General features: G+C 74.1%; 15 protein-coding genes. 4 read left to right on the forward strand and 11 right to left on the reverse strand.

Features of this window, described 5'->3' with window-relative positions; genetic code table 11:
• Positions 1–26: 26 nt before the first annotated feature.
• The 4 genes from FKM96_RS20495 to FKM96_RS02580 all read right to left on the reverse strand — a co-directional run bounded on the left by FKM96_RS20495 (position 27) and on the right by FKM96_RS02580 (position 4,089).
• Complete coding sequence (locus FKM96_RS20495) at positions 27–941, reverse strand: permease prefix domain 1-containing protein (protein WP_168216847.1); 915 nt, start codon at positions 939–941, stop codon at positions 27–29.
• Entirely contained in the window at positions 938–1,315 is a 378-nt protein-coding gene (locus FKM96_RS02570) for a PadR family transcriptional regulator (RefSeq protein ID WP_147793912.1), read from the reverse strand. Before FKM96_RS02570 ends, FKM96_RS20495 begins: the two co-directional genes overlap by 4 nt.
• 158 nt (positions 1,316–1,473) lie before the next feature.
• Positions 1,474–2,616: a YibE/F family protein gene (locus FKM96_RS02575; RefSeq protein WP_246855162.1), complete on the reverse strand. Its 1,143-nt coding sequence runs from the start codon at positions 2,614–2,616 to the stop codon at positions 1,474–1,476.
• 87 nt (positions 2,617–2,703) lie between these two features.
• Positions 2,704–4,089, reverse strand: a complete 1,386-nt coding sequence (locus FKM96_RS02580) for a glycine--tRNA ligase (RefSeq protein ID WP_147793914.1) — start codon at positions 4,087–4,089, stop codon at positions 2,704–2,706.
• Positions 4,090–4,257: 168 nt separating this feature from the next.
• Between FKM96_RS02580 and FKM96_RS02585 the strand changes: the two genes are divergently transcribed.
• The 3 genes from FKM96_RS02585 to FKM96_RS02595 are packed head-to-tail and all read left to right on the forward strand — an operon-like array spanning position 4,258 to position 6,913.
• On the forward strand, positions 4,258–5,208 hold the full coding sequence (locus FKM96_RS02585) for a metal ABC transporter substrate-binding protein (protein WP_147793915.1): 951 nt from the start codon (positions 4,258–4,260) through the stop codon (positions 5,206–5,208).
• A complete protein-coding gene (locus FKM96_RS02590; RefSeq protein WP_147793916.1) occupies positions 5,205–5,996 on the forward strand; it encodes a metal ABC transporter ATP-binding protein in 792 nt (263 codons plus the stop codon). The genes FKM96_RS02585 and FKM96_RS02590 overlap by 4 nt, the downstream gene beginning before the upstream one ends.
• A 23-nt stretch (positions 5,997–6,019) precedes the next feature.
• Positions 6,020–6,913: a metal ABC transporter permease gene (locus FKM96_RS02595; RefSeq protein ID WP_217615863.1), complete on the forward strand. Its 894-nt coding sequence runs from the start codon at positions 6,020–6,022 to the stop codon at positions 6,911–6,913.
• A 19-nt stretch (positions 6,914–6,932) separates the two neighbouring features.
• Here FKM96_RS02595 and FKM96_RS02600 read toward each other — a convergent pair whose 3' ends face one another.
• Both FKM96_RS02600 and FKM96_RS02605 read right to left on the reverse strand, forming a co-directional pair.
• On the reverse strand, positions 6,933–7,781 hold the full coding sequence (locus tag FKM96_RS02600) for a PRD domain-containing protein (protein ID WP_147793918.1): 849 nt from the start codon (positions 7,779–7,781) through the stop codon (positions 6,933–6,935).
• Positions 7,782–7,858: 77 nt separating this feature from the next.
• Positions 7,859–9,931, reverse strand: coding sequence for a glucose PTS transporter subunit IIA (locus tag FKM96_RS02605; protein ID WP_147793919.1), 2,073 nt, complete (start codon positions 9,929–9,931; stop codon positions 7,859–7,861).
• Between the two features lie 211 nt (positions 9,932–10,142).
• Between FKM96_RS02605 and FKM96_RS02610 the strand changes: the two genes are divergently transcribed.
• Entirely contained in the window at positions 10,143–10,763 is a 621-nt protein-coding gene (locus FKM96_RS02610; RefSeq protein WP_246855163.1) for a DedA family protein, read from the forward strand.
• Positions 10,764–10,786: 23 nt separating this feature from the next.
• Here the strand turns inward: FKM96_RS02610 and FKM96_RS02615 are convergent, their stop codons facing one another.
• The 5 genes from FKM96_RS02615 to FKM96_RS02635 all read right to left on the reverse strand — a co-directional run bounded on the left by FKM96_RS02615 (position 10,787) and on the right by FKM96_RS02635 (position 18,519).
• On the reverse strand, positions 10,787–13,168 hold the full coding sequence (locus tag FKM96_RS02615; RefSeq protein WP_147793920.1) for a penicillin-binding protein: 2,382 nt from the start codon (positions 13,166–13,168) through the stop codon (positions 10,787–10,789).
• A 126-nt stretch (positions 13,169–13,294) separates the two neighbouring features.
• Positions 13,295–14,071: an isoprenyl transferase gene (locus FKM96_RS02620; RefSeq protein ID WP_147793921.1), complete on the reverse strand. Its 777-nt coding sequence runs from the start codon at positions 14,069–14,071 to the stop codon at positions 13,295–13,297.
• Entirely contained in the window at positions 14,071–14,802 is a 732-nt protein-coding gene (gene recO, locus FKM96_RS02625; protein WP_147793922.1) for a DNA repair protein RecO, read from the reverse strand. Before recO ends, FKM96_RS02620 begins: the two co-directional genes overlap by 1 nt.
• A gap of 304 nt (positions 14,803–15,106) precedes the next feature.
• A complete protein-coding gene (gene leuA / locus FKM96_RS02630) occupies positions 15,107–16,879 on the reverse strand; it encodes a 2-isopropylmalate synthase (protein ID WP_147793923.1) in 1,773 nt (590 codons plus the stop codon).
• 176 nt (positions 16,880–17,055) lie between these two features.
• Entirely contained in the window at positions 17,056–18,519 is a 1,464-nt protein-coding gene (locus FKM96_RS02635) for a PQQ-binding-like beta-propeller repeat protein (RefSeq protein ID WP_147793924.1), read from the reverse strand.
• Between the last annotated feature and the right edge of the window lie 3 nt (positions 18,520–18,522).

Genomic DNA, 18,522 nt, shown 5'->3' on the forward strand with positions numbered 1-18,522 from the left:
CTCGACGCGGAGGTCCTACCTCGACGTCAGGCGGCGGAGCCGCGCGCGCCGGCGGACGCCGGGAAGAGCATGCGGGCCAGGAGGAGGAAGTACAGCGGGACCGCCGCGGCCAGCGCGAGCCACGACCACGCCAGCCCGACCGTCATCGTCAGCACCACGAACGCCAGGACCGCGACGAGCCCGAGCGCCGCGGAGTAGATGCCGAACCGCGCCGCCGCCTCCGGCTCCCGCGTGAACCGGTCCTGGCCCGCGGCCTGCCGCCCGAGCTCGACGGTCCACGGCTTGTGCCGGTTGGTCTGCGTCACGCCGAGGACCACGAACCCGAGCACGCCGGCGACGAGCAGCACCCCGGCCGCGACCGCGAGCCAGACGCGGCCGACGTCGGTCGCGAACAGCCCGCCGAGCCCGAGGGCCGTCACCACGGCCGCGCCCGCGGCGCCGAAGCCCAGCGCGCGCCCGCCGGGCAGCGGGTAGTTCTGCGTCGTCTCCTGGCGCAGCGCGTCGGCGACGACGACCCCGGTCGCCAGCCCGGCGACCACCCCGAGCGCCGCCCCCGCCCCGACCGACCACGCCAGCACGCCGGTCGCGACCAGCGCCACCAGAGCCGCCGCACCCGCCAGCACGACGGCGGCGAGCGTGATCCGCACGACGAACGCGGGCCGCGGCCGGACCCGGTGCGCGGACAGCAGCGCGGCGTACCCCGCGTCGTCCGCCGGGGCGTCGGCCACCGCGGCGACGACGTCGCGCAGGTCGCCGATCTCGGCCAGGGCCGTGCGGGCCGCCTCCGTGGGGGCCGCGCCGGCGGCCTCGAGGTCGGCGGCGCGGGCCATGAGGCTGGCGCGCACCTCCTCCTTGAGGTCCTGCGCCTCGTCCGAGGCCGGCGCCGCGGCGAACGCGCGGTCCAGCGCGCGGTGGATGCTCGTGTCGACGGTGGTGCTCATCGCGGGCCCTCCTCGAGGTCCAGGAGCGTGTTGATGATCTGCTGGGTGGCGCGCCAGTCGGCGACGTTGCGGCGGTACACGGCGCGCCCGGCGTCGGTGATCCGGTAGTACTTGCGGCGGCCGCCCTGGGACTCGTCGCCCCAGTAGGCCTCGACGAGGCCGTCGCGGGCGAGCCGCCGGAACGAGGCGTACAGCGTCGCCTCCTTGATCTCGTGCTGGCCGCCGGTCGCGTCGCGGATGGCCTTGTAGACCTCGAAGCCGTACCGGTCGGTGCGGCGCAGCACCCCGAGCACGATCGTGTCGGTGTGCCCTCGCAGCAGGTCGGCGGCGAACGCGTCCGACCCCGCGGCCGGGCGGTCGGGTGCCTGTGTCATGTCGAGTACCGTAACAGATCAACTACTCGTGCCACCAGAGTTCTCGCCCAGAACCACATCCGCCGAGATGGCAACTCTCGGCTGTGACCGGGGCGCCTCGCACAGCCGAGAGTTGCCATCTCGGCGAGGAGCGGGCGTGGTCGGGCGAGAGGGCGGGGTCAGGCCGTCGGGGTCAGGCCGTCGGGATCAGGCGTCGGGGCGGCGGCGTCCTGGTCGCTCGCCGGCTCCCCCGCGGCGAGCGCCGCCGGGGGCGCGGCCAGGGCCGCGGCGATCGCGGTCGTCAGCGGGATCGCCAGCACCAGGCCGATCGAGCCGACCAGCGTCCGCACGACCTCCTCCGCGATCTCCCCGCTCGTCAGCGTGTCGAGCAGCGTCCGGTCCGACATCGCCACGAGCAGGATCAGCGGCAGCGCCGCGCCGAGGTACGCGAACGCCACGGTGTACACCGTCGACGCGATGTGGTCCCGCCCGATCCGCATGCCGCCGCGGAACAGGTCCCGCCGGGAGGCGGCCGGCGACAGCGCCCGGATCTCCCACACCGCCGACACCTGGGTGATCGTCACGTCGTTGAGCACGCCCAGCCCGGCGAGCACGATGCCGCACAGCAAGATGCCCTGCAGGTCCGCGAGCGGGGCGTTGGCCCGCAGGTCCAGCGCGTACTCGCCGCTCAGGAACGTCAGGTGCGTCGCCCCGGTGGCCCAGGCGGCGAGCGCGCCCGTCGCCAGCAGCCCGCCGAGGGTGCCGAGCAGCGCCGTCGACGTCCGGATCGACACCCCGTGCGCCAGGTAGAGCAGCACGAACATGAGCGCCGACGCGGTGACCAGCGCGACGGGCAGCGGCGGACCGCCGGTCAGCAGCGCGGGCACCGTGAACCACAGCACGCCGCCGACCGACACCACCAGCCCCGCCAGCGCCCCGAGCCCGCGCAGCCGCGCCACCGCCAGCACGAGCACGCCCATGACGGCCGCGAGCAGCGCCATCGGCGGCCCGCGCACCAGGTCGACGAACACGTACGGCGCCGCACCCCCGGCCTGCGGCAGCGTCAGCACCCGGATCCGGTCCCCCGCCTCGATGACGTCGAGGTACTCGGGCGCGACCTGCACGGTGATCGACGTGCCGTCGTCGGTCTCCGCGAGCAGCGCCGGCCCGGTCTCCGCGTCCGCGAGCAGGTCGACGTCGGTGGCGGTCACCTCGACGTACGACGACCCGTCGGGCGTGGTCTGCAGCGTCGGCGCGTCCTCGCGCGGCCAGAGCGCCACGAGCCCGGCCACGGTCGCGAGCAGCGCGACGCCGAGCAGCACGACGACGACGGCGCGGGCCCGCCTCCCGACGGTGACGTCGGGGGCGGGACCCGCGCCGTGCGCGTGGCCGTGCGAGAGGCCCAGGGGTCAGGCCCCGACGAGCCGCTGCGCGAGGTAGCCGGTCACCTGGTCGAGCGCGACCCGCTCCTGGGTCATGTCGTCGCGGTGCCGGATCGTGACGGCCTGGTCCTCGAGCGTGTCGAAGTCGACCGTGATGCAGAACGGGGTGCCGATCTCGTCCTGGCGGCGGTACCGGCGGCCGATGGCGCCGGCGTCGTCGAAGTCGACGTTCCAGGACTTGCGGAGCTCCGCGGCGAGGTCGCGCGCCTTGGGCGACAGGGCCTCGTTGCGGGACAGCGGCAGCACGGCGGCCTTGACCGGCGCGAGGCGCGGGTCGAGCTTCAGCACGGTGCGCTTGTCGACGCCACCCTTGGCGTTCGGCGCCTCGTCCTCGGCGTAGGACTCGATGAGGAACGCCATGAGCGACCGGGTCAGGCCCGCGGCCGGCTCGATGACGTACGGCACCCAGCGCTCGTCCTTGGTCTGGTCGAAGTACGACAGGTCCTGGCCGGAGTGCTTGCTGTGCGTCGACAGGTCGAAGTCGGTGCGGTTCGCGATGCCCTCGAGCTCGCCCCACTCGGAGCCGCTGAACCCGAACTTGTACTCGATGTCGACGGTGCGCTTGGAGTAGTGCGACAGCTTCTCGGCCGGGTGCTCGTAGTGCCGCAGGTTCTCGCGGGAGATGCCCAGGTCGACGTACCAGTCGGTGCGCTGGTCGATCCAGTACTGGTGCCAGGTCTCGTCGGTGCCGGGCTCGACGAAGAACTCCATCTCCATCTGCTCGAACTCGCGGGTCCGGAAGATGAAGTTCCCGGGGGTGATCTCGTTGCGGAACGACTTGCCGATCTGGCCGATCCCGAACGGCGGCTTCTTGCGGGCCGTGGTCAGCACGTTGGCGAAGTTCACGAAGATGCCCTGGGCGGTCTCGGGCCGCAGGTAGTGCAGGCCGGACTCGTCCTCGACGGGGCCGAGGTACGTCTTCAGCATCATGTTGAAGTCGCGGGGCTCGGTCCACTGGCCGCGGGTGCCGCAGTTCGGGCAGGCGATGTCGGCCAGGCCGTTCTCGGGCGCGCGGCCCTTCTTCTCCTCGTACTCCTCGAGCATGTGGTCCTCGCGGAACCGCTTGTGGCAGTGCAGGCACTCCGTCAGGGGGTCGGTGAACACGCCGACGTGGCCGGAGGCCACCCACACCTGGCGGGGCAGGATCACCGCGGAGTCGAGGCCGACGACGTCGTCGCGCGACTGCACGACCGTGCGCCACCACTGCTTCTTGATGTTCTCCTTGAGCTCGACGCCCAGCGGCCCGTAGTCCCACGCGGAGCGGGAACCGCCGTAGATCTCGCCGCTCTGGAAGACGAAGCCGCGCCGCTTGGCGAGGGAGACGACGGAGTCGAGACGGGACGGTGCTGCCACGGTGAGTGCTCCTGGTGCCGGGGTCCTGCGCGCCTGGGTGGCGCGGAGGGAGGGATCGTCCGACAGGCTACCGGGCCGCGCCCGCCCGTGACCGGCGACGCCGCACCTCGGACGGGCGCGTCGCCTCGCGGTTTTGACACTCGTTCTCAACAGTCCGATGATGGAGGCATGCCCCGTCGTCGCACCCTGCCCCTCGCCGTGTCCGCGGGGGTCGTCCTCGCCCTGTCCGCCTGCTCCTCCCCGGGCTCGGGCGGCTCCGGCGGCGGGTCCGGCGACGGCGACGGCATCGCGGTGCTGGCCTCGTTCTACCCGCTGCAGTACGTGGCGCAGCAGGTCGGCGGCGACCTCGTGTCCGTCGACACGCTGACGCCCCCCGGGGCCGAGCCGCACGACCTCGAGCTCTCCCCCGCCCAGGTGGACGAGGTGGGCCGCGCCGACCTGGTCGTGTACCTGTCGGAGTTCCAGGCCGCCGTGGACGACGCGGTGGACGCGAACCCGCCGGCGCACGTCGTGGACGCGGCTCAGGACACCGAGCTGCACGCCGCCGAGCACAGCGAGGACGGAGAGGAGGAAGCGGACGGCCACGGCGACCACGACCACGGCTCGCTCGACCCGCACTTCTGGCTCGACCCCACCCGGCTGCCCGCGGTCGCCGACGACGTCGCCGCGCAGCTGGCCGAGATCGACCCCGACCACGCCGACGAGTTCCAGGCCAACGCCGAGGCGTTCGCCCAGACGATGGCCGACCTCGACGCCGAGTACTCCACGGGCCTGGCGTCGTGCGAGAGCCGCACGATCGTCACCACGCACGAGGCGTTCTCCTACCTGGCCGAGCGGTACGACCTGGAGCAGGTCGGGATCTCCGGCGTCGACCCCGAGGGCGAGCCGTCGCCGGCGCGCCTGGCCGAGGTCGGGAAGGTCGTGCAGGACGAGGGCGTGTCCACGATCTTCTTCGAGACGCTCGCCAGCCCGAAGGTCGCCGAGACGCTCGCCGACGAGCTGGGCGTCGACACCGCGGTGCTCGACCCGCTGGAGGGCCTGACGGACGACACGCAGGACTACGTCTCGGTCGCCCGGGCCAACCTGGAGACCCTCCGTACGGCACTCTCGTGCTCGTGACCGACACCACCGCGCCCGAGCCCGCGGTCCTCGCCACCGGCGTCGACGTCGTCCTCGGCGGCCACCAGATCCTGTCCGGCGTCGACCTGCGGGTCGATCGCGGCGAGGTCGTCGCCCTGCTCGGCGCGAACGGCTCCGGGAAGTCGACGCTGGTGCGGGCCCTGCTGGGCATCGCGCCGCGCACCGCGGGCGAGGTCCGGCTGCTCGGCGGCGCGCTCGGCGACGGCGTCCCGTGGGAGCGCGTCGGCTACGTCCCGCAGCGGCTGCCGGCCGGCGGCGGCGTCCCGGCGACCGCGCTCGAGGTCGTGATGTCCGGCCTGGTGCACGGCCGCACGCTCCGACCGCCGCGCGACGCCCGGAAGCGGGCGCTCGCCGCCCTGGAGGAGGTCGGCATGGCCCGGCACGCGCGCCGCTCGGTGCTGCAGATGTCGGGCGGCCAGCAGCAGCGGGTGCTCATCGCCCGCGCGCTGGTCCGTCAGCCCGACCTGCTGGTGCTCGACGAGCCGACCTCCGGGATCGACCTGCCGACCCAGGAGACGTTCGTCGCCACGGTCCGCCGGCTGCACGAGCAGGGCGGCACCGTCCTGGTGATCCTGCACGAGCTCGGCTCGTTCGCCGGCCTGATCGACCGCGCGGTCGCGTTGCGGCACGGCCGGGTCGTCTACGACGGCCCACCGCCGACCCCGCGTGGCGAGCACGCCGGCCCCGAGCACGAGCACACCCACCCGCACGCCGACCCGCCCCCGCCGGACCCGGGCACGGGGCTGTCCATGGAGGTCCTGCCGTGACGTGGTTCGAGACGCTCGGGGCGATGCTGTCGTCCCCCCTGATGCAGCGCGCGCTCATCGCGGCCGTGCTGGTCGGCGCCGCCGCGCCCGTGGTCGGTACGTTCCTCGTGCAGCGCCGGCTCGCGCTGATGGGCGACGGGCTCGGCCACGTCGCGCTCACCGGCGTCGCGCTCGGCTGGCTGGTCGGCACCTGGGCGGGCCTGGTCCCCCAGGACGCGCTCGCGATCCCGGGCGCCGTGGTCGCCGCGCTGATCGGCTCGGTCGCGATCGAGTGGGTGCGCGCCCGCGGCCGCACCTCCGGCGACCTGGCGCTCGCGCTGATGTTCTACGGCGGCATCGCCGGCGGCGTGCTGCTCATCAAGCTGGCCGGCGGCACGAACGCCAACCTGGTGTCCTACCTGTTCGGCTCGATCTCCACCGTGTCGACCGGCGACCTGTGGTGGACCGCGGGCCTCGCCGTCGGCGTGCTGCTCGTCGGGCTCGGCCTGCGGCACGTGCTGTTCGCGGTGAGCCACGACGAGGAGTTCGCCCGCGGCTCGGGGCTGCCGGTGACCGCGCTCAACATGGTGGTCGCCGCGATGTCGGCGCTCACGGTCACGATCGCGATGCGCGTCGTCGGGCTGCTGCTGGTGAGCGCGCTGATGATCGTCCCGGTGGCGGTCGCGCAGCTCGTGGCCGGCTCGTTCTCGCGGGTCATGGCCCTCGCGTCGGGCATCGGCGTCGCGGTCAGCGTCGTCGGGCTGTCCATCACGTACTGGGAGGACATCCCGCCGGGCGCGACGATCGTGCTGCTGGCGATCGGGCTGTACGCGGTCGCGGCGGTCACGCGGCCGCTGCTGGCGCGGCGCGGCGACGAGGCCCCGCACGACCCGCACCCGGAGCTGCCGGACGACGTGGAGCTGCCGGCGGCCCGCTGAGCCCGCCGTCGCCGTCGTGTCAGGCCGGCTGCTGCGCGTCCTGGACCACGCGGGCGACGTGCAGCGCCAGGTACGCGACCTCGTCCGGGGTCAGGGACGCCTGCAGCCGGACCTCGACGAGCCGCGCGAGCCGGTCGGCGGTGTCGACCGCCTCCGGGTAGGTCGCGCGGATCGCGTCGCCCACGGCCGAGTGCTTCGCGTCGTCGAGCTGCCGGCGCTGGTGCACCCGCACGAACAGGTACCGCAGGTGGGTGACGAACCGCCCGACGCTCACCCCGCCCGCCTCGAGCGCGACCCCGTGCGCGCCGGCGACCACGTCCAGGAACTGCTGGATCAGCCCGGTCATCGTGTAGCTGAACGCGAGGTCGCCGGTGGCGAACCCGGCGTTGACCAGGTGCAGCGCCAGGCCGACCGCCTCCGTCGGCGGCAGCGGCGTGACCACGCGGGTGTTGATCGCCTCCAGCAGCCGCAGGGCCTGCGCGTGCTCGTCGGCGTACAGGTTGGTGACCTCGGCGAGCAGCGGGTACTCGACGGCCTGCCCGGCCTCGGCCCGCGCCAGGGCGAAGCTGACGTGGTCCGCCATCGCGACGACGAGCGCCGGGCGGCCGGCGACCGCCTGGAGGCCGACCTCGGTCAGCGCGTCGCCGACCAGCTGGACGTGCTCCGGCGGGATGCCCGCGAGCAGCCCCGCCAGGTGGTCCGGGTCCCGGCCGTCGTCGGGGCGGAACACGCGGACGATGCGCTCCGGGTCCGCGAGGTCGCCCGGGCGGGCCTGGAAGCCGAGGCCCCGGCCGGTGAGGATCACCTCGGAGCCGTCCTCGTCGCGCGCGAGGACCAGGTTGTTGTTGAACACGCGGAGGATGTCCACGTCGCTCCTCGCCGGGGCTCGGGTGGTCGGGGTGTCCGGGCGGGGCCGCGCGGTCGGGCGCGGCCCCGCCCGGGCGGTCAGGGCTCGACGTCGACGACGACCGCGCCCCGGGCGACGGTACCGGCCGGCCGCGGCTCGACGCGCGCGAGGGCCCGGGCGTTGACGACCGTGACCAGCGTCGTGGTGTCGTAGCCGGCCTCGCGGACGACGCCGAGGTCGACGGTCACCAGCCGGTCCCCCGCCGCCACGTGCTCGCCCTTGCGGACGGCGACCTCGAAGCCGGTGCCCGCGAGCTTCACCGTGTCGATGCCGACGTGCACCAGCACCTCGACGCCGTCGGCGGTCTTCAGCCCGAACGCGTGCCCGGTGTCGGCGACCGTCAGCAGCTCGCCCGCGACCGGGGCCACGACCACGCCGTCCGACGGGACCACGCCGACGCCCTCGCCGAGCGCCTTCGACGCGAACACCGGGTCGTCGACCTCGGCGAGCGGGACGACCTCGCCGGCCACGGGCGCCAGGACGGCGGCCGTGGGGGCGGCCGGGGCGGCGGGCGCGGCCGGGGCGGCGGGCGCCGCGGCGACCGGGCCGGCCGCCGGCGCACCGGCCCCCACCGTCGCCGCGACGGGGGCGGAGACGGACGCCGACTCCAGCGCCAGGTCCGCCTCCGCCTGCTCCCGGGCGGCGCGGGCCTCGGCCCGCTGCTCCGGCGTGCGGTAGTCGGACACGATCACGAGCACCATCGACACCGCGAACGCCGCGGCGATCGCGATCAGGTACACCGGGATCGGGCTGAACACCGGGATGGTCAGCAGCGAGGTGAACGCGAAGGCGTTGGTGTCGACGCCGCCCAGCACGCCGATGATGACGCCGCCGGTGAGGCAGCCGACGAGCATCCGCGGGTAGATCCGCTTGAACCGCAGGTGGATGCCGTACAACGAGGGCTCCGAGATGCCGCCGAGCAGGCCGGCGGCGAGCGCGCCGGTCGCGGTCTGGCGCATCTGCACGTCCTTGTCGCGCACCGCGAGCACGAGCACGCCGGCGGTCGCGCCGAAGCAGGCGAAGTTCCACGCGCCCATGGGGCCCTGGATGAAGTCGTAGCCCAGGGTGTTGAGATTGACCAGCATCAGCGCGTTCAGCGGCCAGTGCAGGCCCAGCGGCACCAGGAACGGGTAGATCAGCGGGATCACGATGGCGAACACGATCGGGGCGTTGCCGTTCAGCCACGCCAGGCCGTCGCCGAGCCCGGAGCCGAGCCAGATGCCGAGCGGGCCGAGCAGGAACGCGGTGACCGGGATCATCACGACCATCGACAGGAACGGCACGAACACCATCTGGATGTTCTCGGGGAACACCCGCTTGAGCCCGCGGTACAGCGGGGCGAGCACCGCGACCATGATCAGCGGCACGAACACCTGGCCGCCGTAGTCGTTGAGCTGCATCGGCAGCCCGAACACGTCCGCCACGCAGGCCGTGGTGCCGAGGGTGGCGTTGGTGGTGCACACCGTCGTCGCCGCGTCCGTCAGGGACAGGAAGTTCGGCGTCATCACGGCGGCCATGACCGTGGCGCCGAGCCACGGGTCGACCTGCAGCTTCTTCGCCGCGTTGTACGCGACCATGATCGGCAGGAAGTAGAACACCGCCCGCCACATCGCGTCGACGAACACCCAGGTGGCGGGCTTGTCGTCGGCGCGGAAGTCGACCACGCCCAGCGCGTCGAGCACCGCGGCGAACGCGATGATCAGCGAGGCGCCGAGCAGCACGCCGAGCAGCGGGCGGAACGAGTCGGACAGGTACTCGAACACCGCGTCGAGCCACGCGACCTTGCCGCGCGCCTTCGACCGCGCCGCGGCCTTCACGTCGGCGTCGGACTGCCGGCCGGCGCCGACGCCGGCCATCTCGGGCAGGCCCATGATCTGGGTGAACACCGTCTGCACCGCCCCGCCGACGACCACCTGGTAGCGGTCGCCGGACTGCGGCACGGCGCCCATCACGCCGGGCACGGCCTCCACGGCCTGCTGGTCGACCACCGAGGCGTCGCGCAGCTCGAAGCGCAGCCGGGTGGCGCAGTGCGTCAGGGCGCGGACGTTGGCCGGTCCTCCGACCGCCCGGATGATCTCCTCGGCCCTGTCGCGCGTCGTCGCGGACGTCATGTCGTACTCCTCGTCGAGAGCCGACGCCGTCCGGGCACAAAAAAAGACCTGAGGCGCATCGCTGCGGCTCAGGTCTTGCCCCGCGACGACGGCGGGTAACAACCCTGTGTGAACTCAGGTTCGCGGAGAGGTTAGCACCCCGGCGCCGGGGGTCCGCTCGGGACCTTCGTCCCGACGAGGTCAGGCTGACCTCACTCGTAGACTCGGACGGGTGAGCGACACGGCGGCGGCGTACGGGATGGGCGGGTGGCCGTTCTGGGCCGTCATCGCCGGGCTGTTCGTCGTCGTCATGGCGCGCTCGCACCTGTTCTACTGGGTCGGCCGGGGGGTGACGTCGGGGGCCGCGCGGCTCGCCGACCGGGTGCCGGGCGCCGAGGGCGACGCGGCGGACGCGGACGACGCCACGACCGCCCGCGGCGGCGTCGCCCGTGCCCACGTCCAGCGCCTCATGCGCACCCCGACCGCCCGGCGCGGGCTGGGCCTCGTGCACCGGTTCGGTCCGTTCGCGGTGGTCCTCGCGTACCTGACCGTCGGCGTGCAGACGGCGGTGTTCGTCGGCTCGGGGCTGGTGCGGATGCCCTACCCCCGGTTCCTCGCCGCGTCGGTGCCCGGCAGCGTGGCGTGGGCCTTCGTCTGGGGCACCGTCGGGCTCGGCGCGGTGTGGGCGGCCGTCCGGATCGCGACCGCGTCCCCGTGGGGCCTGGCGGCGGTGCTGGTGGTGCTCGCCGCGCTGCTGACCTGGGCGGTGCTCCGCCGCCGGTCCCGCGCCGCGCGCACGGCCGCCGGCGGGGAGCCGGCCGCCGACGCGGCACCCGCGGAGCAGCTGGTCTGACCCACGGGCGCGGCCCGCTCCCGTCAGCCGTCCTCCTCCGCGCCGTCCTCCTCCGTGCCGTCCAGCGGCGCGCCTCCCCCGCCGCCCCGCGACGGGTAGAGCGTGATCCGCGACCCCGGCTCCGCGCTGCCGATCCGGCTCTGGCTCGCGACGACCCCGGCCGGTAGGTCGGACGCCGTGCTGCCACCGACCACCGCCTCGAACCCGGCCCGCCGCAGCACCTCGACCGCGGCGTCCCGGTCCAGGCCCACCACCGAGGGCACCGAGGACGACCGGCCCAGCCGGGCCCGGTCGGTCACCGGCGTGAACGCCGGGTTCGGCTTCCCGTCCGCGAGCGCCGCGTCCATGAACCCCTTCCAGGCCACGCCCGCGATCGTGGCGCCGTAGACGTGCTGGTGCCGCCGGCCGTTGATCACCAGGTTCTGCATCGGGGAGAACGAGTCCGGGTACCCCACCCAGGTGGCCGCGGCCAGCCGGGGCGTGTAGCCGACGAACCAGGTCTGCTCGTTGCGGCTCGTGGTGCCGGTCTTCCCCGCCGCCGCGTACCCCGGCGTCCCGAGCGACCGCCCGGTGCCCTGCCACACGTGACCGAGGGCGTGGTTCATCGTGGCGGCGATCTCGGGGTCGACCGCCTGCGAGCACCCGGCGTCCGGCACCGGCAGCGCGGCGCCGGACGGGTCCCGCACGCCGCTCACCGCCACCGGGGTGCAGAACAGCCCGTCGGCGGCGAACGCCGCGTACGCCCCGGCGAGGGCGAGCGGCGAGGTCGACTCCGAGCCGAGGACGTTCGCCGCGTAGGCCCCGAACGGCTCGCCCTCGCGCCCGGCCGAGGACTGCGTGACGCCCAGGTCGGCCGCGCCCTGCATGATGTCGCACAGGTCGAGCTGCATCGCCATCGACAGGTAGCCGAGGTTCACGGACCGCTGGGTCGCCTGGAGCACCGACATCGCGCCGGCGCCGCCCTCGGAGTTGCGCACCGGCCACGTCTGGCTCGGCAGCCGCGACCCGCACGCGGTGAACTGGTTCGTGTTCAGCGTGCGCGCGGTGCCGTCGACGGTGCGGCCGAGGTCGTTCCCCTGCTCCAGCCACTCCAGGAGCGTGAAGGGCTTGAGCGTCGACCCCGGCGCGAACCCGCCCGACCCGCCGTAGGAGTACGACGTGCTGTAGTTCACCGACACCGCGGACCCGCCCGCCTCGGCGGTGTTGTCGAAGGTGCGGTTCTGCGCCATCGCGACGACCCCGCCCGTGCCCGGCTCCACGACCACCATGGCCGACCCCACGCCGGAGCGGTCGCCCACCGGCACGCGCGCCTTGACCTGCTCGTCCGCGAGCGCCTGCAGGCGGGGGTCGAGCGTGGTGGTGATGACCAGGCCCCCGCGGTACAGCAGGTCGGCGCGCTCCTCCGGCGTCTCGCCGAACGCGGGGTCGTGCCGGATCACCTGGGTGACGTAGTCGCAGAAGAACCCCGAGCCCGGGATCGCGGCGTCCGCCGCCATGCAGCCGCTGCGCGCCTCGCTGACGTGCAGGGTGTCCGCGATCGGGGTGGCGACCGCGGCGTCGTGCTCCTCGACGGTGATGTAGTCCTGGTCGTGCATGAGCATCAGCACGGTGTTGCGGCGCCGCTCGGCGGCCGCCGGCGACCGGGTGGGGTCGAGCGCGCTCGGGCTCCGGGTGATCCCCGCGATCGTCGCGGCCTCCACCAGGTCGAGCTCCGCCGCCGGCTTGCTGAAGTACCGCCGGGCGGCGGACTCCGCGCCGTAGACCGCCACGCCGAACGGCGCGATGTTGAGGTAGCTCTCCAGGATCTCCTCCTTGGTGAGCTCCTGCTCCAGCGCCACCGCCAGCCGCGCCTCCCGGAGCTTGCGGGCGTAGCCCTCGGCCCCGTCGGTCTCCTGCGCGGCCTCGACCCCGGCGTGGTCGCCGACGCGGGCGGACCGCTCGATGAGCACGTTCTTCACGTACTGCTGCGTGAGCGTCGACGCGCCCTGCTGGGACCCGGTGAGCTGGTTCTGCACCAGGGCGCGGGCCATGCCGGTCGGGTCGATCCCGCCGTGGTCGAAGAACCGCCGGTCCTCGGTCGCGACCACCGCGTGCTGCAGGTGCTCCGACACCGCGTCCAGCGGCACGACCACGCGGTCCTCCGCGAAGAACTCCGCGAACGGCGTGCCGTCCGCGGCGGTCATCACGGACCGCTGGGACAGCGGACGGCGCTCGAGGTGCGCGGGCAGGTCCTGCAGCATCTCCTCGCCGAGCTCGGTGGCGTTGCGCGCGGCCGCCGCGACCGGCATGAGCGTGCCGGCGAGCAGCAGGCCGCCCGTGCCGGACGCGAGCAGGAACGCGAGCAGGAGCGCGAGCACCTGGGCCGGGGTCACCTGGACCCGGGGCGGGCGGCGGGGACGAGTCATGCGCGCGACGCTAGGGAGCCCGGCGGCACCCCCGGCCCCACCGGGTGGCGGGCGTAGGTGGACCTGCGGGGACGGCCGGGAGACGTGGTGAAGACGCCGTGCCCACCTACGGACCGGCGACCCCGGTCAGGCGGAGGTCGGCTTGTCCACCGCGCCGCCGTAGCGGCGGTCGCGGCTCGCGTACGTCTCGATCGCGCGCCACAGGTGCCGGCGGTCGACGTCGGGCCACGGCTCGTCGAGGAAGACCAGCTCGGCGTAGGCGGCCTGCCAGATCATGAAGTTCGACGTGCGCTGCTCCCCCGAGGAGCGCAGGAACAGGTCCACGTCCGGCAGGTCGGGCTCGTCGAGGTAGCGCTGGACCGTCTTCTCGGTGACCTTGTCGGCCTTGAGCCGGCCCGCCGCCACGTCCTGCGCGATCGCCTTGGCGGCGTCGGCGATCTCGGCGCGGCCGCCGTAGTTCACGCACATCGTGAGCGTGCAGGTGGTGTTGCCGACGGTCAGCCGCTCGGCCTCCTCCAGCTCCGAGATGACCGACCGCCAGAGCCGCGGGCGGCGCCCGGCCCAGCGCACGCGGACGCCCCAGTCGTTCATCACGTCCCGGCGGCGGCGCAGCACGTCCCGGTTGAAGCCCATGAGGAACCGGACCTCCTCCGGGGACCGGGTCCAGTTCTCGGTCGAGAACGCGTACGCCGAGACGTGCTTCACGCCGATCTCGATGGCCCCGGCGACGACGTCGAGCAGCGACGCCTCGCCCGCGGCGTGCCCGGCGGTGCGCGGCAGCCCGCGGGCGTTCGCCCACCGGCCGTTGCCGTCCATGACGATCGCGACGTGCTGCGGGACGAGCTCCTTCGGCAGCACGGGCGGGCGGGCCCCGCTCGGGTGCGGGGGCGGCGGAACCGGCATCAGATCCTCTCGACCATCGGCAGCGAGCGCAGCGTGCGCTCCAGGTGGAACTGGGAGTACGCGGACACCAGGCCGTTGCCCTCCTTGCGGTGCCGCTCGGCGGACGCGTCGGCCACCGCCCAGTCGCCGGCGAGCAGCGCGGACAGCAGCTCGAACGTCTCCGGGGCCGGGGCGGTCGCGCCCGGCGGGCGGCAGGAGGTGCAGACGGCGCCGCCCTGGGCGACGGCGAACGAGTGGTGCGGTCCCGGCCGGCCGCAGCGGGCGCAGTCGGTGAACGACGGCGCCCAGCCTGCGATCGCGAGCGCGCGCAGCAGGTAGGAGTCGAGCACCAGGCCGGGCGCGTGCTCCCGGGACGCCAGCGAGCGGACGGCACCGACCAGCAGCCAGTACTGCTGCAGCGCGGGCTCGCGCTCGGCCTCGACGAGGCGCTCGGCGGTCTCCAGCATCACGGTGCCCGCGGTGTACAGGGCGTAGTCCTCGCACACCGGCCGGCCGTACGCGCCGAGGGTCTCGACCTGGGTGACGACGTCGAGGTTCCGGCCGGTGTTGAGCTGCACGTCGATGTGCATGAACGGCTCGAGCCGGGAGCCGAACCGCGAGGTGGTGCGCCGGACGCCCTTGCCGACCGCGCGCACCTTGCCGTGGGTGCGGGTCAGCAGGGTGACGATCCGGTCCGCCTCCCCCAGCTTGTGGGTGCGCAGCACGATCGCCTCGTCGCGGTAGAGGCTCACGGTCGTATTGTCCCCTGCGACCGCCCCGGACCGCGCACCTGTTCGCCGACCGCGTGCCGCGCCCCCGCGGAACCTCCTCACGCCGCACCCCCGCTGGAGTGGAAGGTTGTGACGGACACGCCGTCGGCGTGTCCGTCACAATCTTCCACTCCCGGCCTGACGCGACCTGACGACCGCGCCGGCCACCCGTCCCGGACGCGGCGACGCCCGGCCCCGCGGCCGCGCGCGGGTGGGCGCGGCGGGCGGGACCGGGCGCTGGGGCCGGTCGGGGGTGGCGCCGGCCCCGTCCTGGGGCCCGCGCGGGTCAGCGGGAGGCGGCAGCCTCGCGCTCGGCGCGGTTGACGGCCGAGATGATGGCCTTGAGCGAGGCGGTGGTGATGGAGGAGTCGATCCCGACGCCCCACAGGGTCCGGTCCCCGACCGCGCACTCGACGTACGCGGCGGCCGCGGCGTCGCCGCCGGCGGACAGGGCGTGCTCGGCGTAGTCCAGCACCTGCACCCGGGCGCCGACCTGGTCGAGCGCGGCGACGAACGCCGCGATCGGGCCGTTGCCGGACGCCTCCACGGTGCGGTCCACCCCGCCGTCGACGAGGTCGACCGCGAGCGTGTCCGGGCCCTCCTCGGCGCTGGTGGTCCGGGTGCCGCGGAGCGCGAACCGGCCCCAGGCGTCCAGGTCGGACGCGGCGTCGACGGGCAGGTACTCGTCGGTGAAGATCCGCCACAGCACGTCGGCCGTGACCTCCGAGCCGTGCGCGTCGGTGTACCGCTGCACGACCTGCGAGAACTCGATCTGCAGGCGGCGCGGCAGGTCCAGGTCGCGCTCGGACTTCATCAGGTAGCTGATGCCGCCCTTCCCGGACTGCGAGTTGACCCGGATGATCGCCTCGTACGACCGGCCGACGTCCTTCGGGTCGATCGGCAGGTACGGGACGGCCCAGACGATGTCGTCGACGTCCTCGCCCTCGGCCGCCGCCCGGGCCTCCATCGCGTCCAGGCCCTTCTTGATGGCGTCCTGGTGCGAGCCGGAGAAGGCGGTGAACACCAGGTCGCCGCCGTACGGGTGCCGCTCGGGGACCGCCATCTGGTTGCAGAACTCGACGACCCGGCGGATGTGGTCGATGCCGCCCCCGACGGAGAAGTCGATCTCGGGGTCGACGCCCTGGCTGAACAGGTTCATGCCGAGGGTGACCAGGCAGACGTTGCCGGTGCGCTCGCCGTTGCCGAACAGGCAGCCCTCGATGCGGTCGGCGCCGGCCAGGTAGCCCAGCTCGGCGGCCGCGACGGCGGTGCCGCGGTCGTTGTGCGGGTGCAGCGACAGCACGACGTTCTCGCGGTACCGCAGGTGCCGGCCCATCCACTCGATGGAGTCGGCGTAGACGTTGGGGGTGGCCATCTCGACGGTGGCCGGCAGGTTGATGATGACCGGCTTCTCTGCGGTCGGCTCGAACACGTCCAGCACGGCGTTGCAGATCCGGACCGCGAACTCGAGCTCGGTGCCGGTGTACGACTCCGGGCTGTACTCGTAGAACACCTCGGTCTCCGGGATGCTCTCCTCGTACTTCTTGCACAGGCGGGCGCCGGAGACGGCGATGTCGACGATGCCGTCCTCGTCGGACCGGAAGACGACCTCCCGCTGCAGCACCGACGTGGAGTTGTACAGGTGGACGATCGCCTGCTTGGCGCCGGCGATGGCCTCGTAGGTCCGCTCGATCAGGTGCTCGCGGGACTGGGTCAGCACCTGGATGACGACGTCGTCGGGGATGCGACCCTCCTCGATCAGCATCCGCACGAAGTCGAAGTCGGTCTGCGAGGCGGACGGGAAGCCGACCTCGATCTCCTTGTAGCCCATCTGCACCAGCAGCTCGAACATCGCCAGCTTGCGGGCGGCGTTCATCGGCTCGATCAGCGCCTGGTTGCCGTCGCGCAGGTCGACCGCGCACCAGCGGGGGGCCTTGCTGATCTGCCTGGTCGGCCAGGTGCGGTCCGGCAGCTCGACCCGGATCTGGTCGGCGAACGGGCGGTACTTGTGCACCGGCATGCCGGAGGGCTGCTGGGCGGTGCGGGTGTGATAGCTCATCGGGGGTCCTTCGCTTCGCGGGGTGCTGGGGTCAGCCGGCGCACCGAACACCGCGACGAGGATCCGGCCTAGAGGGCCTCGTCGCGGCGGCGAAGGAGGAGGCTGCGAAGCGTGAGCACGGTTCGACTGTACTCCGCACCACCGGGCGGACCGCAACCGCTCAGCATGCGGACGGCTCAGGTGAGGGCGATCAGCTCGTCCCGGCTCCGCAGCACCAGGTGGCCGCCGACGGCCTCGACGGACCGCACGCCGTCCTCGATCGGCAGCACCCACTCGAGCTCGCCGTCGGACAGCCGGCGGGCCTCCATCGTCGGCCGCCCCGTCGGCGAGCGACCGGCACCCAGCACCGTCGCCCCGTCGGTGAGCGGCGCCCACCACATCAGCACCCGCTCGGGCGACTCCCACTCCGAGAGGCCCGTGCGGGCGGCCACCACCTGGTAGCCGTCGACGCCGAGGAGCACCAGGTGCCCCCCGGACTGCACCCGGACCGCGCGGTACGTGTCGTGCCGCCACAGCTCCGCCCCGTCCGGCAGCGACCGGCCCACGAGCGTCCCGCCCTCGTCCATCACCAGGACGTCCGGCGGGGCGCCGTCGGAGGCCGTGATCGTCGGGAACAGCGCCCGGGACGAGAACAGCGGGCGACCGGTCCGGTCGTGGACGACGCCGCCGTCGCCGCTGGACCAGGTGCCGTACACGTCGGTCGACAGCGACCCCACGACGAACGAGCGGGGCGGGGTGGCGGTCAGCTCGTCGCCGTCCGCGGCGTCCAGCACCGTCGCCGACCAGCCCTGCAGCAGGACGAACGACTCGTTCACCCGCAGCTCCGAGCCGCTGACGATCCCCTCGCGCAGCCGGAGCGGGGTGGTGCCGCGGTACCACCAGAGGCGGTGGCCGTCCGCCCCGGCGTACCGGCCGACACGCGCGTGGCCGTCCGCCCCGACCCGCAGCACCACCAGGTCGTCGCCGATCCGGTCGACCGCGGCGAGCCGGCCCGAGACCGTCCACCGGCCCAGCACGTCACCGGTGGCGGCGTCGAGCGCCGAGATCTGCGCCCAGCGCTCGTCCGGCGCGGGGAACGGGACCGTGCCGTGCGACCAGCCGCCGCCGGGCAGGACGGGCGGCTCGACCACGCACAGCACGACCGGGCCGACGTCCGCCCCCGTGTGCGGGCAGCCCGTCAGCGGCCGGGTCCCGGCCACGGGCCCGAGGTCGCGCGTCCACAGCCGCTCGCCGCTGCCCTCGTCGTAGCCCGTCACCTGGAACCGGCGGTCCCGGACCCCGGACACGACCAGCGCACCGGTCGCCGCCAGCACGTCGGCCGACCGCGGCACGGAGACCCGCCACCGCGCCCACGGCGGCCCGTCCAGCGGGGCGAGCATCCCGGGCGCGACGACCGCGGGCGGTGCCGGCGCCGCGGCGCGCCCGACGGCGACGCCCGCCACGACCAGCCCCACGACGACGAGCACCGCGATCCACCGACGACGACGGGGACGCGTCGACCGCGGCGGCCCCGGTGCGGGCGGCTCGTCCGGCGGGGACGGCGGCAGCCAGGTGCGGGGCCGTCCGGGCGCGCGCGGGCGGCCAGTGACGTCGACCAGCTCGACGTCCTGCATCGTCGCAGCAGACCGCAGGCGGCCCATGCG

Source organism: Cellulomonas sp. Y8 (genome assembly GCF_008033115.1).
Taxonomy (GTDB): Bacteria; Actinomycetota; Actinomycetes; order Actinomycetales; family Cellulomonadaceae; genus Cellulomonas.

Coding starts and splice junctions, on each gene's coding strand:
- FKM96_RS20495 (WP_168216847.1), bottom strand. CDS start 941: ATGAGCACCACCGTCGACACGAGCATCCACCGCGCGCTGGACCGCGCG.
- FKM96_RS02570 (WP_147793912.1), bottom strand. CDS start 1,315: ATGACACAGGCACCCGACCGCCCGGCCGCGGGGTCGGACGCGTTCGCC.
- FKM96_RS02585 (WP_147793915.1), top strand. CDS start 4,258: ATGCCCCGTCGTCGCACCCTGCCCCTCGCCGTGTCCGCGGGGGTCGTC.
- FKM96_RS02595 (WP_217615863.1), top strand. CDS start 6,020: ATGCTGTCGTCCCCCCTGATGCAGCGCGCGCTCATCGCGGCCGTGCTG.
- FKM96_RS02605 (WP_147793919.1), bottom strand. CDS start 9,931: ATGACGTCCGCGACGACGCGCGACAGGGCCGAGGAGATCATCCGGGCG.
- FKM96_RS02615 (WP_147793920.1), bottom strand. CDS start 13,168: ATGACTCGTCCCCGCCGCCCGCCCCGGGTCCAGGTGACCCCGGCCCAG.
- FKM96_RS02620 (WP_147793921.1), bottom strand. CDS start 14,071: ATGCCGGTTCCGCCGCCCCCGCACCCGAGCGGGGCCCGCCCGCCCGTG.
- leuA (WP_147793923.1), bottom strand. CDS start 16,879: ATGAGCTATCACACCCGCACCGCCCAGCAGCCCTCCGGCATGCCGGTG.
- FKM96_RS02635 (WP_147793924.1), bottom strand. CDS start 18,519: ATGGGCCGCCTGCGGTCTGCTGCGACGATGCAGGACGTCGAGCTGGTC.